Origin of the sequence: Mesorhizobium sp. BR1-1-15 (genome assembly GCF_020165475.1) — a bacterium.
GTDB lineage: Bacteria > Pseudomonadota > Alphaproteobacteria > Rhizobiales > Rhizobiaceae > Mesorhizobium.
This window is the reverse complement of record NZ_JAIUIF010000016.1, coordinates 36820-59821: the sequence shown is the minus strand read 5'-3', so window position 1 is coordinate 59821 and position 23002 is coordinate 36820. Positions and strand designations below refer to the sequence as shown.

Below are 23002 nucleotides of genomic sequence, written 5' to 3'. Positions count from 1 at the left end.
GGGTCCTGTCTTGTCCGGCAGGATTTCAATTTTGATATATTAATCTACCAGTCCTCAAAAACAACCGCTTTCTGCTTCGTGCGTGAACCGCTGCGCCAATCATGCCACGGTGGTTGCGGCGCCGTCGTTCAAAAGATCGGTCAATGCGGTTCCTAGCCTTGCGAGATGGGGGCTGGCCGAGAGATCGGTGCCGAGGACCTGCTTCAGCCGCAGGAAGACGGCGGCCAGTTCGGCAGCCGAGCCGACCTCTGCGGTCCGCGCGCCCGATCCCGGCCGGCAGGTCACCCAGGTCCGATTGGAAAGCTGCTGCGCCATGGTCAGAGCCTATAGGCTTTCTTGGCCAGGCGGTAGGCGAGATCGTGCGCCACTTCCTGCGCCTCGTCCTCGTCGAGCCGGTGGTCAGCCACCAATTCCGCGAGAAAATTGCAGTCGACGCGGCGCGCCATGTCGTGCCGCGCGGGGATCGAACAGAAGGCACGGGTGTCGTCGTTGAAGCCCACCGTGTTATAGAAGCCAGCTGTCTCCGTGGTAAGTTTGCGAAACCGGTACATGCCTTCGGGGCTGTCGAAAAACCACCAGGGCGGGCCGAGGCGCAGCGCCGGATAATGCCCGGCAAGCGGCGCAAGCTCGCGCCCATAGGCCGTCTCGTCCAGTGTGAACAGGATCAATGTCAGGCGCGTGTCGTTGCCGAACGCGTCGAGGAGCGGCTTGAGGTCGTGGACATAATCGGTGCCGGTGGGAATGTCTGCGCCCTTGTCGAAGCCGAACTCGGTGAAAATCTGCGGGTTGTGGTTGCGGAAAGAGCCGGGATGGATTTGCATGACCAGGCCGTCCTCGACGCTCATGCGCGCCATTTCGGTCAGCATTTGTGCGCGGAACAGGTCCGCATCCTCGGGCGAGACATCGGCCTTCAGCACCCGGTCGAACAGAGCCGTTGCTTCCGCCTTCGAAAGGTCGGCGGTGCGGGCATTCGGATGGCCGTGGTCGGTGGACGTCGCGCCGCGCTGCTTGAAGTAGGCACGGCGGATGCGGTGCGCCTCAAGATAGCCGGGATAGCTGGTCGGCGTTCCGGCCAACGCCAGGAACCGCTCCACCTCGGCATGGAAACCCTTGCGCGAAGGGTCGACGACGGCGTCTGGCCGGTAGGCTGGTACAACCTGGCCGTCCCAGCCGGAAGCCTTGATCGCATCATGCGCGGCAAGCGCATCGGTGGCGGCGTCCGTCGTTGAGATGGCTTCGATGTTGAAACGCTTGTAGAGCGCGCGCGGGCGCATCTCCGGCCGTTCGAGCTGTTCGGCGATGCGATCATAAAGAAGGTCGGCATTCTTCGCGCCGAGCCGCTCTTCGATTCCGAAGACCGTTGCCAGCGAATGCTCGAACCACAGCCGTGTCGGCGTGCCGCGGAAAAGAGCGTAGTTCTCGGCGAAGCGGCGCCAGATCTTGCGGGGATCGGTTTCGATCGGGCCCCCATCCAGTCGTGGGACGCCGAAATCTTCCATGCGCATTCCCTGGGAATAGAACATGCGCAAAATGTAGTGGTCGGGCTTGACGAACAGCGTGGCCGGATCCGGGAACGGCAGGTCATACGCATACCAATCCGGCTCGGTATGGCCGTGCGGGGAGATGATCGGCAAGGCACGCACGCCTTCATAGAGGCGCCTGGCGATGGAACGGACGGTAGGATCAGGCGAAAAAAGCCTGTCGGGATGGAGCGGCATTGCAAAATCCTTGCGGTCGAGCCGCGAAAGCGGCGTTCGGAAGGGAGGGGCGATTGAATGCGCGCGATCATAATTTGGGATGAAGCGGCGTTCCGATATTGGCGAACAGTAAGGAATAATATATTAATATGTCAACTGATTGAAGATCGGGGATCGAGAAATGACATCAGCAAAGGCGCATGCGGGCATTGCGGGCTCCGACCGCGACGCCGTCTCCGTTCGAACGAAGATGCGTCGGCCGGGCATCGTGCGTACGACGGCTGCGTCCGCAGTATACCGCGAACTGCACGAGGCGATCGTATCCATGCAGCTTAAGCCCGGCAACGCCTTGAATGAAAAGGTGCTGACCGAGCGTTTCGGTGTCAGCCGCACGCCGGTGCGCGAGGCGTTGATTCGTCTGGTCGAAGACGGGCTGGTCAATATCTATCCTCAGTCGGGAACCTTCGTCGCGCCGATACCGATCTCGCTCATTCCCGAAGCCGTCGTCATCCGTAAGGCGCTGGAAGGCGCCACGGTCGAAAAGGCCGCGCAATGCGCAAACGGCAACGATGTGGGAAAGCTCGACGACATATTGGCGCGGCAGCGGTTCCTTGCCGAACGACAGGACATGAACGGCTTTCACGAGGCCGACGAGGCCTTTCACGAGGCGATTGCCCGAATAGCCAGCTATTCCGGCATCTGGAACTATCTGAAGCCGGTCAAGGTGCAGATCGACCGGGCGCGACGCATGACGCTGCCCGCGCTCGGCCGCATGGACCATGTGATTGGCGAGCATACGGTCATCCGCAACGCTATAGGGGCGCATGACGTGAAGGCTGCCTGCGAGGCCATGCGAATCCACCTGGGCGCTGTCATTCCCGATGTCGAGCAACTGCGCGACGCCTACCCCGACTGGTTTATTTGAGCCGACCAGCCCTGAAATAGTTGGAGAAATGACGAATGCGCGAGGCATGGAGATGGTTTGGGCCGGATGCGGGGGTTCCGCTCGATGCCGTGCGTCAGGCCGGCGCCACCGATATCGTATCGGCGTTGCACGAAGTCCCGATCGGGCGTGCCTGGACGAAGGCGGAGGTGGCGACGCGCAAGGCGATGATCGAGGATACGCCGTCCGACCGCTCGCCGCTTGTCTGGTCGGTCGTTGAAAGCATACCGGTCCCCGACGCTGTCAAGCGTCACGGCGGCGAGGCGAAAGCCGAGATCGAGGCCTGGATCGCCAGCATGGAAGCGGTTGCGGCCAGCGGCATCCATATCATCTGTTTCAATTTCATGCCCCTGGTGGACTGGACCCGCACCGATCTCGATTACGAACTGCCAAGCGGCGCGACCGCGATGCGTTTCGACCAGGACCGGTTTGCAGCCTTCGACCTCCACATCCTGCAGCGCAGGGGAGCCGAAGCCGATTATTCGAACGAGGACCGCGAGCGGGCGAAAGCTGCCTTCGAGGCGATGAGCGAAGAGGAGGCCGCGACCCTCGTCGCCAACATCGCCAGTGCGCTGCCGGGCTCGACCACGGAGCCGTTGACGGTCCCGCAGTTTCGCGACCGGCTGGCGCGTTATGCGGGCATCGATGCCGCCCGGCTGCGCCACCATCTCACCGAATTCCTGGCGGCGATCGCGCCCGCCGCAGAGAGCAGCGGCGTCCGGCTTGCGCTGCATCCGGACGATCCGCCCCGCTCGCTCTTTGGTCTGCCGCGGGTGGCCTCGACCGCCGCCGACTACAACGCGCTCTTCGAGGCAGTTCCGTCGCCGGCCGTCGGCATGTGCTTTTGCACCGGAAGCCTTGGCGTGCGCGCCGACAACGATCTTCCGGCGATGGCGAAGCACTTCGCGTCGCGCATCCCCTTCGCGCATTTGCGGGCGACCAAGCGCGAAGGCGATGGCCGCACCTTCCATGAAGCGGCGCATCTGGACGGCGACGTGGACATGGTTGCGGTACTGCGCGAATTGTTGGCCGAAGACGGCAAACGGGAACCGCACGACACCATCGTCTTCCGCTCCGACCACGGCCACCGCATGCTGGATGATCTCACAAAAACGGTGAATCCGGGCTATCCGGCGATAGGCCGCCTGCGCGGTCTGGCGGAACTGCGCGGCGTGATCCACGCGCTCCAGTCGAAGGGTTGACAGCGCGGCAATGCCTACCGTGATCGGCGCGGCTTCGGTCGGCCTGCGCCGATTCTGCCCTATCCCTGACGTCGATCGGCATTAGGTCGGTTTCCGCCTGTGGAGGACTGCCTCGGGGGACAGTCCGATTATCCGACCTGTTCTAGGCCAATCAATCCTTGACACGACTTCGTGCAAGCGCTTTCATGCAAGCGCTTGCATTAGGGGCGCGCATGCCTGACCGAAGGCGGAACAATTCATCTTCAGCACCGACGCTGAGCGAGGTGGCGGACGCAGCCAACGTCTCTTCGGCTACGGTTTCGCGTGCTTTCAGCCGGCCGGAGCTTCTCAGTCGCGAGACGGTCGCGCGGGTTCACTCGGTCGCCGCAAGACTCGGCTATGTCCCCAACCATGCCGCGCGCGCACTAAGCACCGGCCGGATGGGCAATATCGCGCTGATCGTGCCCGACATCACCAACCCGTTCTTCGCGGCGTTGATGCGTGGGGGGCAGGCGACGGCCCGCGACTGTGGCTATGCGACGTTTATCGGCGATTCTGACGAGACGCCGGAAGTGGAAGACATTCTCCTGACCAAGCTGTCGGCGCAGGTAGAAGGTTTCATCATCGCCTCTTCGCGCCTGCACACGAAACAGATCCTTGAACATGCGCGGAGGCGGCCTTGCGTCCTCGTCAACCGCGACATTCCCGGCATGGTACGGCTTCTGGTCGATAGCGGGCCAAGCTATGGGCAGGCGCTGGAGCATCTGGTTTCGCTGGGCCATAGATCGATCGCCTATGTTTCCGGGCCGGCATTCTCCTGGTCGAACAGCCAGCGCTACGGCACCGTGACCAGGAGGGCCGCCGAGCTTGGGGTTGAGATTGTACGGGTTCCGACCTCGCGGCCAAGCTTCGAGGCCGGCCAGGCCTGCGTCGATGAACTCGTCCTGACGGCCGCGACCGCCGTACTCGCATTCGACGATGTCATGGCGCAAGGCATCATGGCCGGGCTTGCCGCGCGCGGCCTGTCGGTGCCGGGCGACTACAGCGTGATCGGCTGCGACGGCATACTGGCGCCGACCCTTTTCCCGCCCCTGACGTCCATCGCAACCCATTGCGCGGAGGCCGGCAGGCAGGCGGTCGAGCTTCTCGTCGCTATGCTGCAAGGCAAGCCGCTCGCTCACAAGCGCATCAATCTCGTCACCGAATTCGTCATCAGGGCGACAACCCAGGCCCCGTGCTCGCAGCGAGAAACGGCGGGGCTCGATCGACTTACAACCACGGAGTGATCATGCGAATTTACGTGAAACCGGACAAAAAGCTGCTGGGCGCCGCTGCCGCTGAACTGGGGGCGCAGTCGATCCGCGCCGCGATCGAGGCGCGCGGGGCGGCCAATATCGTCGTCGCCACCGGCGCCAGCCAGTTCGAGGTGCTTGCCGCGCTGGTGAAGCGGGATGACATCGACTGGTCGCGCGTCACCGGCTTTCACCTCGATGAATATGTCGCCATGCCGGATACGCATCCGGCCAGTTTTCGGCGCTATCTCAAGGAGCGCTTCACCGCGCTGCTGCCGTCGCTCGGGGCCTTTCATTTCATCGACGGGGACGTGCCGGATCCAGGTGCCGAGGTGGCGCGCATCAGCGCGTTGATTGCCCGGCACCCTATCGATGTGACCTTCGCGGGCATTGGCGAGAACGGCCACCTCGCCTTCAACGATCCGCCCGCGGACTTCGAGACGACCGCACCGTTCCACCTGGTAACGCTGGACGACCGCTGCCGCCGCCAGCAGTTCGGCGAAGGCTGGTTTCCGACGCTGGAAGACGTTCCGCACAGGGCGATCTCCATGACCGTCAACCAGATCATGAAAAGCGGTCTGATCGTGCTGGCGGTGCCGGACCGCCGCAAGGCCGAGGCGGTGCGCGATACGGTCGAAGCGCCGATCTCGCCGATGGTGCCGGCCGGTATCTTGCGCAGGCATGCCGACTGCCACCTGTTTCTCGATCCGCAATCGGCTGCTCTGCTTCGCGAAGTGCCGGACACCGTGGGCGAATAACCGTCCACGCAACCTAGAAAGGGAGGAGACACCAATGACAACCCGACGCAATGCACTTCTAACGATCCTGGGTGCTGGCGTTGCCGCGGCGGCAAGGCCGGTTTTCGTGCTTGCCAAGGAGTTCCCGAAGCCGAAGGAACCGCTGGTCATCAATGTGGTCGACGTTGCCGGCGACCTGCAACTCAGCCAGCGGGCGCTTGAAAAGTTCGCCGAGACCCATCCGGAACTGATCTCGAAGTTCGTTTACACGCAGGCGCCCGCGCCCGAACTTGCCGCCAAGCTCAAGGCCCAGCAGGCGGCAGGCCGGTTGGACATCGATTTCGTGCTCACCGGTAACGACGCCCTTGCCGCGGGCATCGACCAGGGATTGTGGACCCAGATCCTGCCTGACTATGCCGATATGTTTCCCAAGCTCGACGAGCGCTACCTACCGGGCGCCTATGCCATGCAGCAGATGGCGAAGGGCCAAGCCTTCGTCGATAGCTGGTATCCGTCAGGCCCGCTCCTGGAATATGCGCCGGATCGGGTCAAGGACCTTCCTGGGACCGCTGAAGAGTTGCTTGCCTGGTGCAAGGCGCATCCGGGAAAGTTCATGTATGCGCGCCCGGCGAATTCCGGCCCCGGCCGAACCTTCGTCATGGGCCTTCCCTACCTGCTCGGCGACAAGGATCCGCTGGATCCTATCGACGGCTGGGAGAAGACCTGGGCCTATCTCAAGGAACTGAACGACTGCATCGACTATTATCCCTCCGGCACGACCGTCACCATGAAGGAACTGGGTGACGGCACGCGCGACATCATCGCCACGACCACCGGATGGGACATCAATCCGCGCTATCTCGGCATCGTTCCCGAAGACTACAAGATTGCGACCCTGAAGGGCTTCCACTGGGTCAGCGACGCCAACTATGTGGCTATCCCAAAGGGCGTTTCCGACGAAAAGCTCGGCGTTCTCCTGCAACTGATCGCCTTCATCCTTGAGCCCGAGCAGCAGGCATTCATGTACGATCACGGCTACATGTACCCCGGCCCGTCGATCAGGGACGTGCCGATAGAGATGGCGCCGCAGGACAGCCAGGACACGATCAAGCGTTTCGGCCGGCCCGAATATGCCGCGATGATCGCCGACAACCCGATCGAACCGCCGCTCGACGCCAAACCGCTGGTTGCCATGTTCGAGAAGTGGGACAAGGAGATCGGCGGGGCCAAAAACGGCAAATAGGGTATCTCCGCGCACCGCCATTCGACAGCGGTTTGTCCCCGCCGCCATGATGGCTAGGCCGCCTTAAACAATACCCCTGGTGGTCCGGGGAAGCCGCCGGTCCACCCGAGATCGCGGTCGACTGGCCAGGCCTTGGCCGGTCAAGGAATGGATGACTCGTCTGGCTATATGGCGGCCGCGATGCCATCCATCCTGATGCGAATGCGGCATCCGTTGCGGTACGGTGCCACATTCGACGCTCGCCCGCCTGCGCCGCCGACAGCGAGGATGCCTCCAATTGCGCTTGGTGCCGCCATTGGCCGGCACCTTGGAAATCTCGAGGACGAGGGAAGCTTTCATCTGTCCCGAACGTTTATGAGAGTGTTTACCACCTCTCAGGGGCTGGTCCCGACCCGGTCGGGTTCGTAGTCACCGCCCGCGGTACACCAGCCTAAAGCTGTAGGCCGAGGAAAAGATGCCCGCTCAAGCTTTCATCAACCGGATTGCGGCAGCCGTTCCGGAGAATGGCGTTCACCGCTTCTTTCTTCAATTTGCCGGTTCCCAGCTGACGGCAGATCCCCGTCGCCGGGCGATCTTTGATCGCATGGCGGACAGATGCGGAATAGAGCATCGTTATTCGTGCTTTGCGCCCGCCGATGATCCTGAAGGCCCAAGTGTCGATTTGGAGGGTGTTTTCAAACGCGGCGCGTTTCCAGGCACGGCAAAGCGCATGGAGATGTTCGCGGCCACAGCGCCCGCTCTGGCTGAACAGGCCGTGGAGAAGCTCCTTCATGGTCAGGACAGGACCCGTATCACACATTTGATCGTCACCACCTGCACGGGGTTTTCCGCCCCCGGCCTGGATCTGGAAATAATTGCCCGGTGCAACCTGCCGACCTCCATCGAGCGCACAATCCTCGGCTTCATGGGTTGCTATGCAGCGATCAACGCACTCAAGCAGGCACGACACATCATCCGGTCGGAACCCGAGGCCCGGGTTCTGGTGGTCAGCATCGAACTCTGTACGCTTCACCTCAAGGAGACCTCCGACCTTGAAAAGCTGCTCTCGTTCTGCCTGTGGGGCGATGGCTGCTCGGCTGCGTCGGTAAGCGCCAGTCCTTTTGGCATAGGACTGGATAGTTTTCACGCGCTCGTCGATGGCGGCAGCCGCGACCTCATGACCTGGAACATACACGACGACGGTTTCGACATGGTGTTGTCGGGAGAGGTTCCCGCCGCAATCCACCATGCACTCGGCACAGACATAGGCAGCATTCTGGGAAACAGGAGCGTTTCAGACGTCGACCTTTGGGCCGTCCACCCGGGCGGCCGCTCCGTTCTCGACGCAGTGGAGCGCGCGCTGAATCTCCGTTCCGATGCGTTGTCGACCTCCCGCGAGGTCCTTCGTGAAAACGGAAACATGTCCTCTGCTACCGTCATGTTCGTACTCGAGCGAATGCTGCGCGAGGCCACAAAGGAAGACCGTGTGGGTTGTGCCATGGCATTCGGACCTGGCCTGACGACCGAGACGATGATGTTCCACACAGCCGGCGATACCTGAATGGCCAATGATCTCGACCATCGTCGGATCGAGCGGGAACTGCTCGACAATTTGCCTCCCGACGATCCAAGGGCCGTCGGTTCGCGGCGTGATCTCGCCTGGATAAACGCACTGATGTTTCAGAGCGCGATCATGGCCAGCCTGTTGAAGGCAAGCGTGCGCAAAAGCCCGACCAGATTTTTGGAAATTGGTTCCGGCGATGGAGCATTCATGCTTTCCGTCGCAAAGCGCCTCGCCCGGCGCTGGACAGATGTCGACCTGGTCATGCTTGACCAGTTCAACCTCATTTCAGACAGGCGGTTCGCTGATTTCTACGCACTTGGTTGGCGGGTCGAAACCATCATCGATGATGTCTTCGAATGGATCCAAAACCCCCGAGCCGGCGCCTTCGATGTGGTATCGGCCAACTTGTTTCTGCACCATTTTCCGGACGCAGCCCTGAAACGCCTGTTTTTGGCGATTCGCCCTCTGGCGCCAGTGTTTCTCGCCACCGAGCCGAGCCGAAACGCCATTGCCTTAAGAGCCTGCTCGCTTCTGCATGTCATTGGCGCGAACGAGGTGACTTTGCACGATGCGCCGGCAAGCGTCCGCGCCGGTTTTGCGGGTGATGAGCTTTCCAGCCTATGGCCCCCGGATTTCAGGCGCCAGTGTGCAGAACGCAGAATTGGACCGTTTACCCATGCCTTCCTTGCCGTCGACCGCGCTTCGGAAGGTTTGCCATGATGTACGACGCCATCGTCATAGGCGCCGGGCCAAGTGGTTCTTCGGTGGCCTTGGCTTTGAGCGGCCAGGGGCGCGCCGTTGCCATCGTCGAGCGAAGTGAATTCCCGCGCCGCAAAGTTTGCGGGGAATTCATGTCTGCGGTCAATCTGGATCTGTTGGATAGATTGGGAGGAGGCGCCGCGGTTCGCGCCAAAGCCGGTCCGGAGGTCAAGCGGGTTGCACTTTTTGCATCGGGTCCCGGCACGGATGCGGGCATGCCGCGGGCCGCGGGAGATGCATTTGGACGCGCGCTCGGGCGCGACGTTCTGGATGGCATGCTTTTGGATGCGGCTCGCGATGCCGGAGCCGACGTGTTCCAGCCTTGGCGGGCGGCGGAGATCACCACCGATGGTGACAACGCTATGGTTCGGATCGAAAGCAAGCACGATCAGGGAGTTCTCGTTGCGCCGGTCGTTATTGCCGCGCATGGCTCGTGGGAACAAGGAAGGCTTCCGACGAACCTGCCGAAAACCAACGCGCCGCACGATCTTTTCGGATTCAAGGCTCATTTCACCGGCGCTGAGCTCGACCGCGACCTCATGCCCCTGCTGGCATTTCCGGGCGGCTATGGCGGCATGGTCTGGGCCGACCGGAACAGGATGTCGCTGTCGTGCTGCATGCGCCGCGACGTCTTGATCAGGCTACGCGAAAAAGGCAACGTCTCGTCGGCAGCCCAAGCTGTTCATGCCCATATCCTTGCTTCGTGTCCCCGTGTCGCCTCCACGATCGCGAATGCCACGCTCGATGGCGAATGGCTCGCCACAGGTCCCATACGGCCTGGCATTCGTCCACGTTTTGCCGACGACATATTTCGGGTGGGCAACCTCGCCGGTGAGTCCCATCCCATCATCGCTGAAGGCATTTCGATGGCCCTGCAGTCAGGCTGGTTGCTAGCCAACGAACTGGCCAGGTTCGGCCGTTGGGACCGGGCGGCGAGGATTGCTGTTGGCCGCCGCTATTCGAAGGTCTGGAACAGCCAATTTGCCACCCGCATTCGCGTGGCTGCCTTGTTGGCACGCCTTGCCTCCCATCCCATGTCCGCTGCCGCGATGGACACGTTCGTGAGCGGCTTCCCGAACAGCCTGACGCTGGGAGCCAGATTGGCCGGCAAAACGAAACCGCTGCCGATCGGGTGCGACTGAGAGGCTCAAGACTTTGTGCTCCAAGACGCTATAGCGGTCATGCACTCCGTCTTTCGATAGCCCCAGCCTTGCGATTCGACATGATGTCTCAGGCCCGGTCATCGCCGGGCCTGAGCTGAATTCTGCTGGCGGAACTATTTGTTGCAATTTTGGGACGGCGAGGTGGCAGTGCCGCTGGCGGTATTGGTGTCAACGTCATTGCCCGCAGTGTCCTTGCAACGGTCGTTCATGCCGTTTGGTGTTGTCGTGGTCGAGTTCGTCGCATTCGGATCAGTTGTGACGGTCCCCGTGGTGCTGCCGGAGCCGTTGACGCTCGTGCCGCTGTTGTTCATGCCGCCGCCTGCGGTACCGCCGGCATTGCCCGAGCCGCTCGTTTGGGCCAGGGCGGATGTGGCGAGCGCTAAGGACAGGGCGGATGCGACCAAGATCGTTTTCATCATAAGTGCCTCCATTGGTTAAATCGCTTGTTGCGATCACTTTCCCAACGGAGCGCCGTCCTTGTTGTTCCTGTAACGGAAAATCGTGATCGATCTTCATTCTTGTCCGGCTTTGATGCAGAGCGAAGCACATCCAGAACTGTATAAATGACGACTGCCGGTCCGTGGCGCCGGTCCACGCTCAGCCTGATCGACGGTTATGCTTGCTGAGCAGGATCGGCAGGGAAACCGGCCGGAAATTCCACACGTCAACGCCGACATCACGCTGGCGAGTGAGCGGCTTCAGCTTGCCATGCGAATGGCCGTGCAAATTCACCGATCCCTTGCCCATCTGATTCCAGGTCCGAAACGGATAATGGCACAGGACGAGGAGGGTACCGTCCACCACCAGTTCCGCATAGTGCTGGATGCTGGCCCAGCCAGATGCGAGCGTTGCATCGCTTCCGTCATTGTTGCCGATGATCAGGTGCTTGCGCCCGTTGAGCTGCGACAGGATGTTTTCGATGCCGGCCTTCGGGCGGGCAAAATCACCCAGATGCCAGATCTCGTCGTCCGAGCCGACGGTCTCGTTCCAGAGGCTCATCAGCGCCGCGTCATGCGTTGCCAGCGAGCCGAACGGCCGCCGATCAATTCGCAGGATGCGTGGGTCGTTGAAATGAGTATCGCTCGTGAAGAAGATCATCCTGTGCGCGACTTCCCTCGCTGATCGACCCAGCCCGATACGCCGGACTAACGATCCGGTATTCGGCTGTACGCGCTCGTCAGCTTCCTTCCTTACGGCCGTCACCGGCGGCAGACGCTGAGTGTTCAGGCTCCGCAGCCTCAAGACCTTGGATAATCGGCGTAAGCGAGCCATCTTCCTCCGGAACTGGTTGCCGGCCGTTGGCTGCGTTCGCCTTGTCGAGGGCCTGCTGGATGGCGTCCTCTATGTTGCCGATATCTTCTTCGCGAACCTCGCGCCCGTATCCTGCGGCGTCCGCATCCTGCTCGAATTGCTGGGCCAACACCGCGACGCTGACTTGCGTGTCGGTCGCCAGGTTTCCGACATTCTCCTGCAGCCAGGTTCGAAAGAACTCGATCGTCGCGCTCATATTGCCTCCTGAACCGGACAACTGCTGCTGAGAGCGGTTGTTCCATGTTCCTGGCTACACTTTGCGGACTCTTGTGACGTTGACCTTGGGTACCGGGGATCCGATGAACGCGCCGGTTGAGCATGGCCATTGCCGCTGCCATCGGTGCCGCGGCCCTTGCCGTCGGCAACACACGGTATCCGAACGGAGTAGCCCCAAACTGTCAGCTTACAATTTGCAGTCATAGGTTACAGACTTCCCGTGTTCTATAAAGGGAGGTGGGAAGTACCTGGGCCTAACAATACTTTAGTGCGCGGTTGACGGTTCGCCTTCGAATCGCGAAATGCCCAGGTGGTTCACAACTCCCAAAACAATGGGAGGTGTCAGCCAAACAGGATGAAAATCGGGTTTCGGACCCTAGTCCCCTCGGTCCGATCCACCGGTTCAAGGGCAACGTTAACACAGCTCAAAGCCGACAGGAAAAATGCAGTCCCGCAAGTCTCGGCCTCACATCGGGAAACCAGAGCCAGGCACCGACTTCCGCGCAGCACGACGTGTCCTCTCCGGCGATTGAGGAAAAATTGCGAGGTGATTGTCGCGTCTGTCGCCTGTCTTGACGCAGTCCCCCCGTTCATGGACAGAAGCGCTCCCGCAACTGCACCGAGCACAGTCGGCAGTGCCTGGCACAACGCCGACCACCTCTCCCTAGCTGGCCAGGGCGCGATATCGTGCGGCTCGGCCAGCTAGCTTCCCGCAAACCTTCTTTCAAAATAGATGGATCATTCCGGATCAAGGTCCGGAGATTGAATCGCAAAGCCCGGGAGGATCCAACTCTGGCTCTCTACCCACGCGCAGTGATTCATGTTAGATATCCACATATGCTCATATGATCGCCGAAATTGCAGCAACGCTTCCAGTTCCGGCTTTCCGCGCTCATAGGCGGATTGCGGATCGCCGAGCGTGAGCTTGCTGGCCGCTCGCGAGCACAGCTTCGCATGCTGCAATCCCAGCTCAAGAAACTTCACCCGCATCGAGGCTTCCGGATCTTGGATTGCGGAGGCTGCCGCCCTGTCAAGCAAGGCTTCCGCCGGCGCGAAACTCTCCTCTGGATAGACAGCGTGCGCCGCCTTCGCCCAGCTTCGCCAACGAGATGCTCCAAGAGCCTCGAACCCCTCCCGCAGCTGGGCGCGAGCGTTCGAAGTATACGCCTGCCAATAATCAAAATAGCTTTTGACGTCGTCGGCCGCAGGTCCGAAGGCTGAATAATATTCCGACAACAATGACTCCACGGCAGTCTCAGGATGTGTCTGCAGGCGCATCAACAAATAGAGATTTGGACCTTGCGTCGCCCAATGGCCTGTCAGCGAGTCAAAATCGGTTCCGACCATCCCGTTTCGCGCCGCGTTCTGAAACTCGTCGGCGAACTGGCCGGCGAATATGTGCGGCATGCAGTAGCCATCCAGGAAATAGTTGGTGCGCATGAACACCTGGGCAGTCGTTGCCGCCCATCCGCGCCACTGGTCTTTTATCCAGTCCTGCTCTTCGCCGCTGCGTGGATAGTACCAGGCCGATGGGCAAAACCCGATCAGGATATTCGGGTTCAACTTGATTCCCGATGTCGGTGCCGCGAAGTAATTCATATAGGCGTATCCCACCACGACCGCGTTAGGGTCGTCTTTCGCGGCTATCCGCTGAATGGCTTGCCAGGAACGCGCATAGCGGTCCGATACGAAAGGCTTGCTGGCGATCTTCGACTTCGACGGAATGAACTTTCGATAGTCAGGCGGCTCTGGGCCATCCAGCGCTTTGCATATTTCGCACTCGCACTGCCCCGGGATGTCGTTCTCGACCGCATTGACGAAAGTTGGCTGTCCCGCAGAGGCGCTCCGATGCTCACGCCATTGCGAGACGATCTCTTCTCGCAAGCCCGGATTGGAAATGCACATCGAGAAGCGAGCGCCCAGCCTCACCGGGCCCCGTTTGCCTCTGACCAATTGAAACCATTCGGGATGCTCGGTGCCATACCGCTGCCACCAGTCGACGAAAGCGTGACCGTAGTTCGTGGGTACTCTGCGGCCCATTCGGTGGCGACGCAGGAACGTGGCCTGGGCTTTCATATATTCTTTCGCCGCTGCTGCGGTGAAACCCATTTCGGGATGTTCTTCGCTCGTGAAGCCAGCTCCAGCGCGCACGCGACGCTGCATGAACCGGGGCGTAACGACGTAATCAAGCGCGGGGATCACCAAGGACTGTGCCTTTGGGACAAACGTTCCCAGTTCACCTGGCCATAGCCATCGGACACCGAAATAGCGATCAAGGAGCTCGTACACGCCGAAGAGGGTGCCCGCGGATGTGTTTTGGTCGAGTGCACTGCCGGGATGATCGAGGCCGGCGATGCACAGATGGTTGCCGACGGTTCGGATGATACAGGTTTCACGCGCCAATGCGCCGAATGTGATTCCGGCTGCCCGGGCGAACCGGGTGTCGCCCAGAAAAATATGGGCGGCGTTACGCAGGCCAGCCGGCGAGACATGGTTTTCAGTTGTGATGGCAGGTTGGATGCCGGTCGCTTTTTTTATGTGCCAGCCGAGTTCCGTGGCGGCGTAGTGAACAGAGCCACTCGGCTGATCCGAAGTAACGAGCGTTGCCGCAGGTCTGCCGCGGGCGATAAGCGTTACGCCAGCTGAAGATTGAGTGGCCGCTTTGCCAGGGTTGGTAAAGCCAAGCCAGTGTAACAGGCCCAGAACCGTTCCCTGTGCAAACGTCCTTCGCGATAACGGCCCCATGCCAAAGACCTCACTTATGCGCGCGCATCCAAGAATGTAGACCCTTTTTACGAGGACGGGCGTTCACAACAATTTGTATCAAGTAAGCTTTGCATGCTTCAGCCGTCACGTTTCCCTTGCCCGCATGCCGATCCATTGCTCGCCAGTCTGCAGTTCGGGGCCAAGGCGAAGATCAGTGTGTAAGGGTTCTCTTTGTATAGTAGGTACGTGCACACAGAGTCCTATCTCATTTAAAGGGTTCAAAGAATTAATCGAGATATCCGCGATTTTTCTCGAAAAACTATCCATCTCCACGGGACAAGCAATGCCCTCTTTTGGAGGCTTATCATGATCGAACACATTCTTTTGACAGTCTCACTGAGTGCTTCAGTGGCTTCTTCATCTCGTCGTTTTGCCGATTCCGGACAAAGGTCGGGTCGTCCGAGGCCGGCCCGATCGGGTGGCACCTGCGGATCTGGTGAAAAACCGCTGGCAGTCTGGTGGGTGCGGAGAGGACGGCAAAGGCGGCCAAATAGCTCCAGCCTGGGGATATCGCCCAATTCAATACTCCGCTGGCGAAGCCAGCGGAGGCAGTTTTCACCGCTGTGCGACCCATTTGCGCAAACCAATGGTGAAGTCCTCACGATCTGGGAACTCTCATCCGCCATGTTCGTTACTGCTCCACATTATGGAGAGATGGGGGTCGGATGGATTTTTCGAGACGCAGGGACTGGGAAGCTCTAGCCAGTGCCCTCGACATCAACATCTATCAGCGTTCAAAGACAGTGTGGATTGCGGCTGGAAAGTACCGCGGCAAAGACATTGAAGTGAAAGGCCGCTCGCCAAGCATCGCACTCGCATTGTGGAAGGAAGCTGCGGGCTATACCGGCTCGGAGTGGTAGAAAGAGCGGTTCGTCAAGCCGCGCCGCTCAGGTCCAAGCGCCCATGCACAGTACAAGGCGCAAGCATTGTTCAAGGCTTACGGGCCTGGACATGTCTTGCGCCGGCCGTGTGGACAATCGTGACTTCAAGCGCGCCATGAAGCTCCAGACACGACAGCCTTGAACAAGTCGAGCCGTCGCGAATAAGTCGAGCCGTCGCAGCGAGGCGGCGCTGGATATCGATTTGACGGTCGATACCGGTACGCGACATGTGCGCACCGGCATCGGATCAGTGAGGTCTTGCCGGCTTAGCTGTGCCGCCGGTGTTGCCGGTTTCGCCGCTGCCATCACGGGATCGGGATTGGCAAGCGGTACCACTTTTGGATGGATCGGCTGCCGCCAAGGGACAATTGACACAAACGGCACCTGGGGATGGCATTGGGCCATGCAAGGAGCGGGGCATCAGGAGCATTCTCCTGTGACGGTGGGCAATCCTTCAATGAGCGATGCAGAACGTGCTCCGCGCCTCGGCCACGGAAGATAGCCTTCTTCAGGCAATGAGCGGACTCATGGACTCTGACCCCGCCGACCACATTGAGCTAACCGCTGATATTGTTTCGGCCTATGTCAGGAAAAACCGGACGTCGCCTTCCGATCTGGTTGACCTGATCCAGAATGTCGGCCGTGCCTTGCAAAAGCTTGCCGTGGGCGATCACCAGCCCGAACCGAAACCTGTTCCAGCCGTGCCGATCCGCAAGTCGGTGACCCCTGACTTCATCGTCAACCTGGAGGACGGGCGCCGCATGAAATCCTTGAAGCGGTATCTGACATCCATCGGCATGACGCCAGCGCAATATCGCCAGAAATGGGGCTTGCCGCCGGATTATCCGATTGTGGCGCCAAATTTAACTGCGTTGCGCTCGGAGGCAGCCAAGAGGATCAGGCTTGGACAACGGAATGCCAGTGGCCGAACTTCCAGAGGCTAACCGAATGGAGCACAGGGCGAGGCTCCGGCAGTCCTCGCGCCGTTGCTCGTATCGTGACATTTGTTTTCTTCGGATCACAAATTTGACGTGCCCGCCCGATGCCAGCGGGACCAACAGTCAAATGGGGCTGGGGGCAAGGCGCAAATGGCCACGCTCTCACAGGCGTGCAATTGCTGGTCCCGATCGACACCATGCCCGATCGACGCCATGATTGAAGATTGCAACGCGTTTCCGCAAGGCATGCGCCTGGAGGCGGATGTGTGCATCGTGGGAGCGGGTGCCGCCGGCCTGGCGATAGCATCACAACTAGAAGGCACGCGGCATCGCATATGCGTCATCGAAAGCGGTGGCATGACGTACGAGCACTGGCGCCAACGGCTGTCGCGCGGGCTGTCCGTGGGTCAACCTTACGAAGCTCTTGATCTTTGCCGCCTTCGTCAGTTCGGCGGGAGCACAGGCAAGGCTGGTTGGGGCGGATGGTGCAAGATGTTGGACCATGGCGATTTCGAGCACCGGCCCTGGATACCCCTGAGTGGTTGGCCCGTCGCCCATAAATCATTACTACCCCATTATGAGACCGCAGCCCGCCTGCTCGGAATCGACGACCTGCTGACCGATTGGCCGACTTCCGCGGTCATGCCTGAAAACGGGCCGCTCTTTTCGGAACGCTGCTTTCTCAGTCCCACTCCGGATCTCGGAGCAACGCTTCGCAAGAAGCTTCAGGACGCAAAAAACGTCCAGGTCGTGCTGCATGCCACGGCGCTGCGGCTCGACACCGACGACTGCGGAAGGCGGGTTCGCTCCATCGAGGTAGCGAGAACGCCGAACAAACGGTTCCAGATTGCTGCGCGATTTTTCGTGCTGGCCTGCGGCGGTATCGAAAACGCGCGCCTGCTCCTTGTTTCAAACCGACAGGCGCCGAATGGCATAGGAAACCAGTATGACCTGGTTGGCCGCTATTTCATGGAGCATCCCCGGGTAAAATGGGGAAGCTTGCAAGTCAGCCAGCCCGACAACATGATAGACCTCCACGTGCCTTGGACCCGCACGACCGGATTGTCGCCTGAAAACCGCGGCACCAATGATGCATTCGGACTGGCGCTGCGGCCCGAAATACGTGCAAGCGAGCGCCTCCTCGATTCCCGCACATGGATCAAGCCTGGGCCTTGCGTCAATCATATGGATGGTTCCGAAGCTTTGCAGTATCTTACCTTCTGGCTGCGGAGAGGCCGGCTGCATCGCGACCTTATCAAATGCGGCCGAACTATCCTGATGCATCCGGCGGGAGCAATATCGGCAGGTTTCGAACGGATCTGGCACTCACGTCGGCGTGCAAGGCATTTTCATTTTGACACGATACTGGAACAAGAACCGGATCCGGCAAGCCGCGTCACGCTCGATACAAGGCTCGACGAGTTCAGTCTGCCCCGTGTGAAGCTGCAATGGAACGTGGGGCCTCTCGTCCGACGGACGCTTGAGCGTGTCCAGGCGATCATCACTGAAGAGATGAAGCGGCTGGGGCATAGAAGCGCCATTCATCCAGGCCAGGACAAAAACCCGGCGGGGGAGCGAGACATTCCATATCACTGGGTTCGACACCACATGGGCACGACGAGGATGAGCGACGACCCGCGAACCGGCGTGGTCGATAGTTCGTGCCAGGTGCACGGCCTCGCAAATCTGTTCGTCGCCGGCAGCTCGGTCTTCCCGACCGGAGGCAACGACATGCCCACCCTCACCATTGTCGCGCTCGCTATCAGACTGGGCCAGCACTTGCGGCAAAGCCTCGAATAAGCTCGCCTCCACCTTCGCCAAAGCGGTCAATCGACGAGGAAAGGGAGCAGGCTGCGACGTCTCATGCCGCAGGTCCGCCATATGGAATATGCCGGCTCCTGAATGTAATTTTACGCTTTGCCGAGAAAGTGTGCGCGTTTTGAGCGAAGGTCTGACCAACGGCTCACATAGCCACCCCTGTTCAGCTCTTTGTCGTAACGATTCTGGATGACCGCTACTTCCGTAGCTACCCCCTATTGGTAAGCGCATGGACTTCGAAGCCAACTATAATACTGCAATCACGACTTTTTCACTTTGATTGCTTGAGGAAACCGAAATTTTGGCCGCGCTGTGCGTTTTGTCACACCACCACCTCCGGTCCACAAGCTATTACTAAAGTGTTAAGGTATGGGTTTAAAAGCGAAATCTCCGTTGGGGCGAGATTTGCGCGGGGGTGAGTCATGACAAGTTTTTTGCCTGCGAATGATCGGACGGACAAAACTGATCTTGATCAATATCCATCTATTCTCGACGTCAATCGTCTCTCACCGTCCTCGGGAGAGGGAATCGAGATTGCAATCATCGATGGCCGGCCTTTGATGTGTGACTGCTTCAGCAGAAGCCTCGAAATCATCGAGCCATCATTTCATATCCAGCATTACGCGTCGGTCGAAGCGTTCGACATGGCGGATCCCGAAGAAACGCAGAGAGTTTCGACGGTCCTGATGTGTGTGATGTGGTCGAACTCCCAGGCGGACTATCATCTTTCCCAGATAGGCCATCTGAAAGCGACCAGGCCCGAGGTAGGGGTGGTCATCCTATCGGATATCGAGAACTTTGAGGACATTCTCAAAGTGGTCGAAAACGGCGCGCGTGGCTATATTCCTACCAGCGTCAGGTTGCAGGTGGCCGCCAAGGCCATCCACCTTGTCGCGGCGGGCGGAACTTTCGTCCCGCCCAGTGTTCTCTTTCATTCAGGACGCGCCGTCACCGACGGTCAGTCCGCGACCAAGCAGCAGCCGCACGGAGACAACACTTTTACCTCGCGTCAGATGTCTGTCATCGAGGCATTGCGTCGAGGAAAGGCGAACAAGGTCATCGCGTACGAGCTCAACATGTGTGAAAGTACGGTCAAGGTACACATTCGGAATGTCATGAAAAAACTTCGTGCGAGAAACCGTACCGAAGTCGCCTACATACTCAACACAACGCCGTATGAAGGGATTGCCATACGGAATTGAAATATGGGTGCCGCCTCACTCAACGAGTAATGGTTCTTGACGGACCGTTTTAGTAGATGTGATTTGCTTGAGTTTGGGGAGCAGCCGCAACGGAAGCGGCTGCGAACCTTTGCAAGGGGGCGCTACCCAGGATGAAACAACCGCCCGTTCGATATCCAGGCCCGCAGACTGACGGGGAGATCACCTCCGTAGCTGATGCCAACCATATGCACGGGCCGGATTTGAAAAATATCGAGCATTTCAGCAATGTTAAGTCGTCCACGCTGATCGAGATAGACCGCCGCTGTCGTTGGTTGCATCTCAATGAAGGGGACGTCCTGGTCCCGGCCGGCGAAAGTGTCGACCGGCTTTTTTTTCTGCTCGAGGGCGAGCTTCGAGCGCTCGTTTATACCCGCAATGGCAAGATTGTGTCGCTCCCCCCTGCGCATCGTGGCTCGCTTGTTAACGGAATTGCCTTGAGCGGCGACATCCAGATGCCATATTCGGTCGAAGCGGCGGGACCATGCACTATCGCTTCGATCGGCAGTCGTGCCTTTCTGGACATAGTCAAGCAGGATCCTGAAGCCCTGCATGCGGTTGTACAATTGTTGGTGGAACGTCAGCAGGTGCTTGTCGAGCACATCGTTGAGCTTTCGACGCTCAACGTTCGGTCCCGGGTGCATAAGGAGTTGCTGCGCTTATGCGCTGAAGACATCGGAGCCGACGGTTCGGCGAGGATTTCTCCTATCCCGACCCATACGGATCTGGCCCACCGCATTGGCACCCACCGCGAGGCGGTGGCACGCGAGTTGAGCTACCTGCAAAACATCGGACTCGTGCTGCGCCACGCCAAAGAGCTTTACGTGCCTGATGTATCCCGTATCGCCGATCTTGTGGCAAAGTCGGACGACTAAATCGTAGGCGATGCGTCGGGGCACCTTTCGAGAGTGGTCGGGACGTCGGTTGTGTTTGGGCTTGATCTACGCTGGCCCTGAGCGGCAGCCGCGGTGCTCCAAGGCGACTGATAGGCAGCTTCGCCTGCTCATTCGGCTAGTTCAAGACGACCGTGAACTCGCTCTGCGACCGACTTCAGGAATTGGTCGGACGTCGATATCCATCCAAAGAGTATCTGAACGAGCGTGATCGAGGCATCATGATTGCTCCTTGGGGCGTCCCAAGCGATGGGCTCGCTGGTGCAATCCGTCAGCAGTATGCAGCGATAGTCCCTGAAGAAGGCATCCCGAATTGTCGATTCCACACACACGCTGGTCGTGCATCCTGTCACGATGAGGTGTTTGACGCCTGCGGATTTCAGAACAGAATCGAGTTCGGTTTCGTAGAAACCGCTGAATCGCGTTTTATAGAGGACGACATCCCCTGCCTGTGGCTTGAGGCCGTTGACGACCTCTGTTCCCCAGGTGTCGCGGATCAGAATCCGGCTCTCGCTGCCATCCGGGGCTGTCATGTTCGCGCCCACCCCGAAGATCTGGAGATGTCGAATACGGTTGGGGGCGTCCGACGTTCCAAGGTCCGAGAGGTCGCGATGATATCCCATCTTCAGGTAGACGATGGGCATGCTCAATTCGCGAGCGGCAGCTATTACGCTGGCAGTAGGGCCTACAGCCCGTTGAATCCCGGAGATATCGATTCCGGCTCTGTCGAACATTCCACCGTTGGAGCCGAAGTCATTCTGCATGTCCACGACGAGTACGGCAGCGTCAGCGGGATCAATTGAAATAGGTTGAGGCTTGGCGTCGATGACAAATGGATGCATTTCGTCCTCATCCCTGCTTGCAGCCTAACAACAGTGGTTACGACCAGTCTGCTATCTATCCGCCTCAAAAGCCGCAGGCCGCCGCGCAACGGCGATCCTACCCCCTTAGCCATGCCGCACGTTTGGCATTTGACGCCAGCCAAAGCCGCATCGCGCTTGGCTGCGAGGCCGAGCGATAGATCTTCTGATGATAGACAAACTCATAGGGCCACAGCTCAAGCGTTCGGTTCGCGAAATGCGTCAGCACCCAGGTGATCGCCGCCGCCGCCAAAATGAAGGCGCTCATCGATAGGACAACATTGCCGGAAAAAAGATGGGCGCGGGAAAACAGCGAGCGTGTCAGAAGATACGTGTAGGGATGCACCAGATACAGGCTGTAGCTCACCGTTCCGAAGTATCGAAGCAGCCGATTGCCAAGGAGTAGTGCCGTCAAGCTGTTCCGCGACACTGCAAGGCAGAAGTAGAGCCCCGTCGCGACCATGAGCAAGGGAAGCTCGGCATTTTGGAAATCGGACCAGTGATAGTCGTAATGGCCGCGGCTGGCGAGAAAGACGCAAGCTGCCAGCGCCCCGCTCTCGGCAAGCCGATGGCGGCCCCGGTTTACCCATTCAAATCGATCGTAGGCAAGGCGGATCAGCCCGCCGGCAAGAAAATACAAGGCGATCGGGTACCGGGCGATAAAGAGCGCCGCGAGAAGACCGAGCGCAATTGTGCCGAGTCTGGTTGGGCGACGAACCGTCAGGAAAACGAACGCTGCCGTAAACACATAGAACCAGACCTCGAAGGTCAGGCTCCACGCGTTCGGCGTCAATTGCTCGGTATGGGTTGCAAGGTTCAGGAATGTCAGTCCTGCCAGAACCGCTGTGAGATTGTTGGTTTCGGGATAAAAGTTGGTGGTTGCGTTCAGCAAGATGAAAAGCAGGCTTAGCGCGAAAAACAGAGGGTAGAGGCGCAGGAACCGTCGGGCAGCAAACTGAGCGGGACTATAGCGTATCGCACTGGGCAGGATGACGAAGCCACTGATTACGAAGAAAAGGCAGACTCCGAAGGTGCCGAAATTCCAGAAGGGCGTAATGCGGTCGACATAGGCCGAATTGGAGGCGTAGACGTGCTCCGCCGTGCCGCCCAGGAGGTGAGCGAAGAAGACCATAAGAGAAGCAATGCCGCGCAACCCATGCGCGGCTACATTGAACGAATTGTCGCCAGCCGGCTTCGCTGACGCTTCGACGGGAAAATGCTGCGGACCCGATGAGTTCTGAGGATGGAGATGTGCAACGGTCATCTGAGCCTTCAAGTTGGATCCCGCAGACCATTTCACCGTACACCATCCCAGGTCTCGCAATGCTCGGGAATTCGAAGGACACCCCCGCCCAAAAGTAGTGGGCTGCCGCAGAAAAACTCCACCGGATGACTAACAGCCGCATTGCGGGACTGATTTAACCCAGGCCCGATGCTGATTGCGGGCGATCGCTGGACCGCAACCGAAGTACGGCTTGACTGACACCGATCGGAATTGGCGAACCCTCGGCCGCAGCCACGAGAGCCGCCCCGTCGAACCG

Annotated in this window: 21 protein-coding genes; 13 read left to right on the top strand and 8 right to left on the bottom strand. The window is 59.6% G+C overall.

Annotated elements, in window-relative coordinates:
- Positions 1–99: 99 nt before the first annotated feature.
- Positions 100–315: a hypothetical protein gene (locus LB541_RS23200; protein ID WP_140672079.1), complete on the bottom strand. Its 216-nt coding sequence runs from the start codon at positions 313–315 to the stop codon at positions 100–102.
- Between the two features lie 2 nt (positions 316–317).
- Positions 318–1718 carry a glucuronate isomerase gene (gene uxaC / locus LB541_RS23195; RefSeq protein WP_140581309.1) on the bottom strand — a complete coding sequence of 467 codons (1401 nt, stop codon included), beginning with the start codon at positions 1716–1718 and terminating at the stop codon, positions 318–320.
- A 160-nt stretch (positions 1719–1878) separates the two neighbouring features.
- On the opposite strand from uxaC, the gene LB541_RS23190 reads away from it, so the two are divergent.
- The 8 genes from LB541_RS23190 to LB541_RS23155 all read left to right on the top strand — a co-directional run bounded on the left by LB541_RS23190 (position 1879) and on the right by LB541_RS23155 (position 10537).
- Entirely contained in the window at positions 1879–2622 is a 744-nt protein-coding gene (locus LB541_RS23190; protein ID WP_411969812.1) for a GntR family transcriptional regulator, read from the top strand.
- Positions 2623–2657: 35 nt separating this feature from the next.
- Positions 2658–3842: a mannonate dehydratase gene (uxuA, locus tag LB541_RS23185; protein WP_224619698.1), complete on the top strand. Its 1185-nt coding sequence runs from the start codon at positions 2658–2660 to the stop codon at positions 3840–3842.
- Positions 3843–4054: 212 nt separating this feature from the next.
- Entirely contained in the window at positions 4055–5107 is a 1053-nt protein-coding gene (locus LB541_RS23180) for a LacI family DNA-binding transcriptional regulator (RefSeq protein WP_140581308.1), read from the top strand.
- A 2-nt stretch (positions 5108–5109) separates the two neighbouring features.
- The gene (locus tag LB541_RS23175) at positions 5110–5871 is read left to right on the top strand and encodes a glucosamine-6-phosphate deaminase (RefSeq protein ID WP_140633040.1); all 762 of its coding nucleotides are present in this window, start codon (positions 5110–5112) and stop codon (positions 5869–5871) included.
- Between the two features lie 34 nt (positions 5872–5905).
- Positions 5906–7093, top strand: coding sequence for an extracellular solute-binding protein (locus LB541_RS23170; RefSeq protein WP_224619695.1), 1188 nt, complete (start codon positions 5906–5908; stop codon positions 7091–7093).
- A gap of 454 nt (positions 7094–7547) precedes the next feature.
- Positions 7548–8633 (top strand): type III polyketide synthase, encoded by a 1086-nt coding sequence (locus LB541_RS23165; RefSeq protein WP_140558011.1) that lies wholly within the window; start codon positions 7548–7550, stop codon positions 8631–8633.
- A complete protein-coding gene (locus LB541_RS23160; RefSeq protein WP_140558010.1) occupies positions 8634–9356 on the top strand; it encodes a class I SAM-dependent methyltransferase in 723 nt (240 codons plus the stop codon).
- Positions 9353–10537 carry an NAD(P)/FAD-dependent oxidoreductase gene (locus tag LB541_RS23155; RefSeq protein ID WP_224619693.1) on the top strand — a complete coding sequence of 395 codons (1185 nt, stop codon included), beginning with the start codon at positions 9353–9355 and terminating at the stop codon, positions 10535–10537. Before LB541_RS23160 ends, LB541_RS23155 begins: the two co-directional genes overlap by 4 nt.
- A 134-nt stretch (positions 10538–10671) precedes the next feature.
- On the opposite strand, the gene LB541_RS23150 is transcribed toward LB541_RS23155, so the two are convergent.
- The 4 genes from LB541_RS23150 to LB541_RS23135 all read right to left on the bottom strand — a co-directional run bounded on the left by LB541_RS23150 (position 10672) and on the right by LB541_RS23135 (position 14830).
- Positions 10672–10977: a hypothetical protein gene (locus tag LB541_RS23150; RefSeq protein WP_140498458.1), complete on the bottom strand. Its 306-nt coding sequence runs from the start codon at positions 10975–10977 to the stop codon at positions 10672–10674.
- 178 nt (positions 10978–11155) lie between these two features.
- Positions 11156–11656: a metallophosphoesterase family protein gene (locus LB541_RS23145; protein WP_140498549.1), complete on the bottom strand. Its 501-nt coding sequence runs from the start codon at positions 11654–11656 to the stop codon at positions 11156–11158.
- Positions 11657–11735: 79 nt separating this feature from the next.
- Positions 11736–12065, bottom strand: coding sequence for a DUF768 domain-containing protein (locus LB541_RS23140; RefSeq protein ID WP_140658147.1), 330 nt, complete (start codon positions 12063–12065; stop codon positions 11736–11738).
- Positions 12066–12823: 758 nt separating this feature from the next.
- Positions 12824–14830, bottom strand: a complete 2007-nt coding sequence (locus LB541_RS23135) for a DUF4838 domain-containing protein (protein ID WP_140625471.1) — start codon at positions 14828–14830, stop codon at positions 12824–12826.
- Between the two features lie 686 nt (positions 14831–15516).
- Here LB541_RS23135 and LB541_RS23130 point away from each other — a divergent pair.
- The 5 genes from LB541_RS23130 to LB541_RS23110 all read left to right on the top strand — a co-directional run bounded on the left by LB541_RS23130 (position 15517) and on the right by LB541_RS23110 (position 20583).
- Positions 15517–15711 (top strand): hypothetical protein, encoded by a 195-nt coding sequence (locus LB541_RS23130; protein WP_140498455.1) that lies wholly within the window; start codon positions 15517–15519, stop codon positions 15709–15711.
- Positions 15712–16196: 485 nt separating this feature from the next.
- A complete protein-coding gene (locus LB541_RS23125; protein WP_318012505.1) occupies positions 16197–16676 on the top strand; it encodes a MucR family transcriptional regulator in 480 nt (159 codons plus the stop codon).
- 144 nt (positions 16677–16820) lie between these two features.
- Positions 16821–18470: an FAD-dependent oxidoreductase gene (locus tag LB541_RS23120; RefSeq protein WP_140525315.1), complete on the top strand. Its 1650-nt coding sequence runs from the start codon at positions 16821–16823 to the stop codon at positions 18468–18470.
- 440 nt (positions 18471–18910) lie between these two features.
- The gene (locus LB541_RS23115; RefSeq protein WP_224619692.1) at positions 18911–19690 is read left to right on the top strand and encodes a response regulator transcription factor; all 780 of its coding nucleotides are present in this window, start codon (positions 18911–18913) and stop codon (positions 19688–19690) included.
- A gap of 131 nt (positions 19691–19821) precedes the next feature.
- Entirely contained in the window at positions 19822–20583 is a 762-nt protein-coding gene (locus LB541_RS23110) for a Crp/Fnr family transcriptional regulator (protein WP_140498452.1), read from the top strand.
- A 128-nt stretch (positions 20584–20711) separates the two neighbouring features.
- On the opposite strand, the gene LB541_RS23105 is transcribed toward LB541_RS23110, so the two are convergent.
- On the bottom strand, positions 20712–21443 hold the full coding sequence (locus tag LB541_RS23105) for a cysteine hydrolase family protein (protein ID WP_140561291.1): 732 nt from the start codon (positions 21441–21443) through the stop codon (positions 20712–20714).
- A gap of 97 nt (positions 21444–21540) precedes the next feature.
- The gene (locus LB541_RS23100; RefSeq protein WP_140498450.1) at positions 21541–22725 is read right to left on the bottom strand and encodes an acyltransferase family protein; all 1185 of its coding nucleotides are present in this window, start codon (positions 22723–22725) and stop codon (positions 21541–21543) included.
- Positions 22726–23002: the final 277 nt, after the last annotated feature.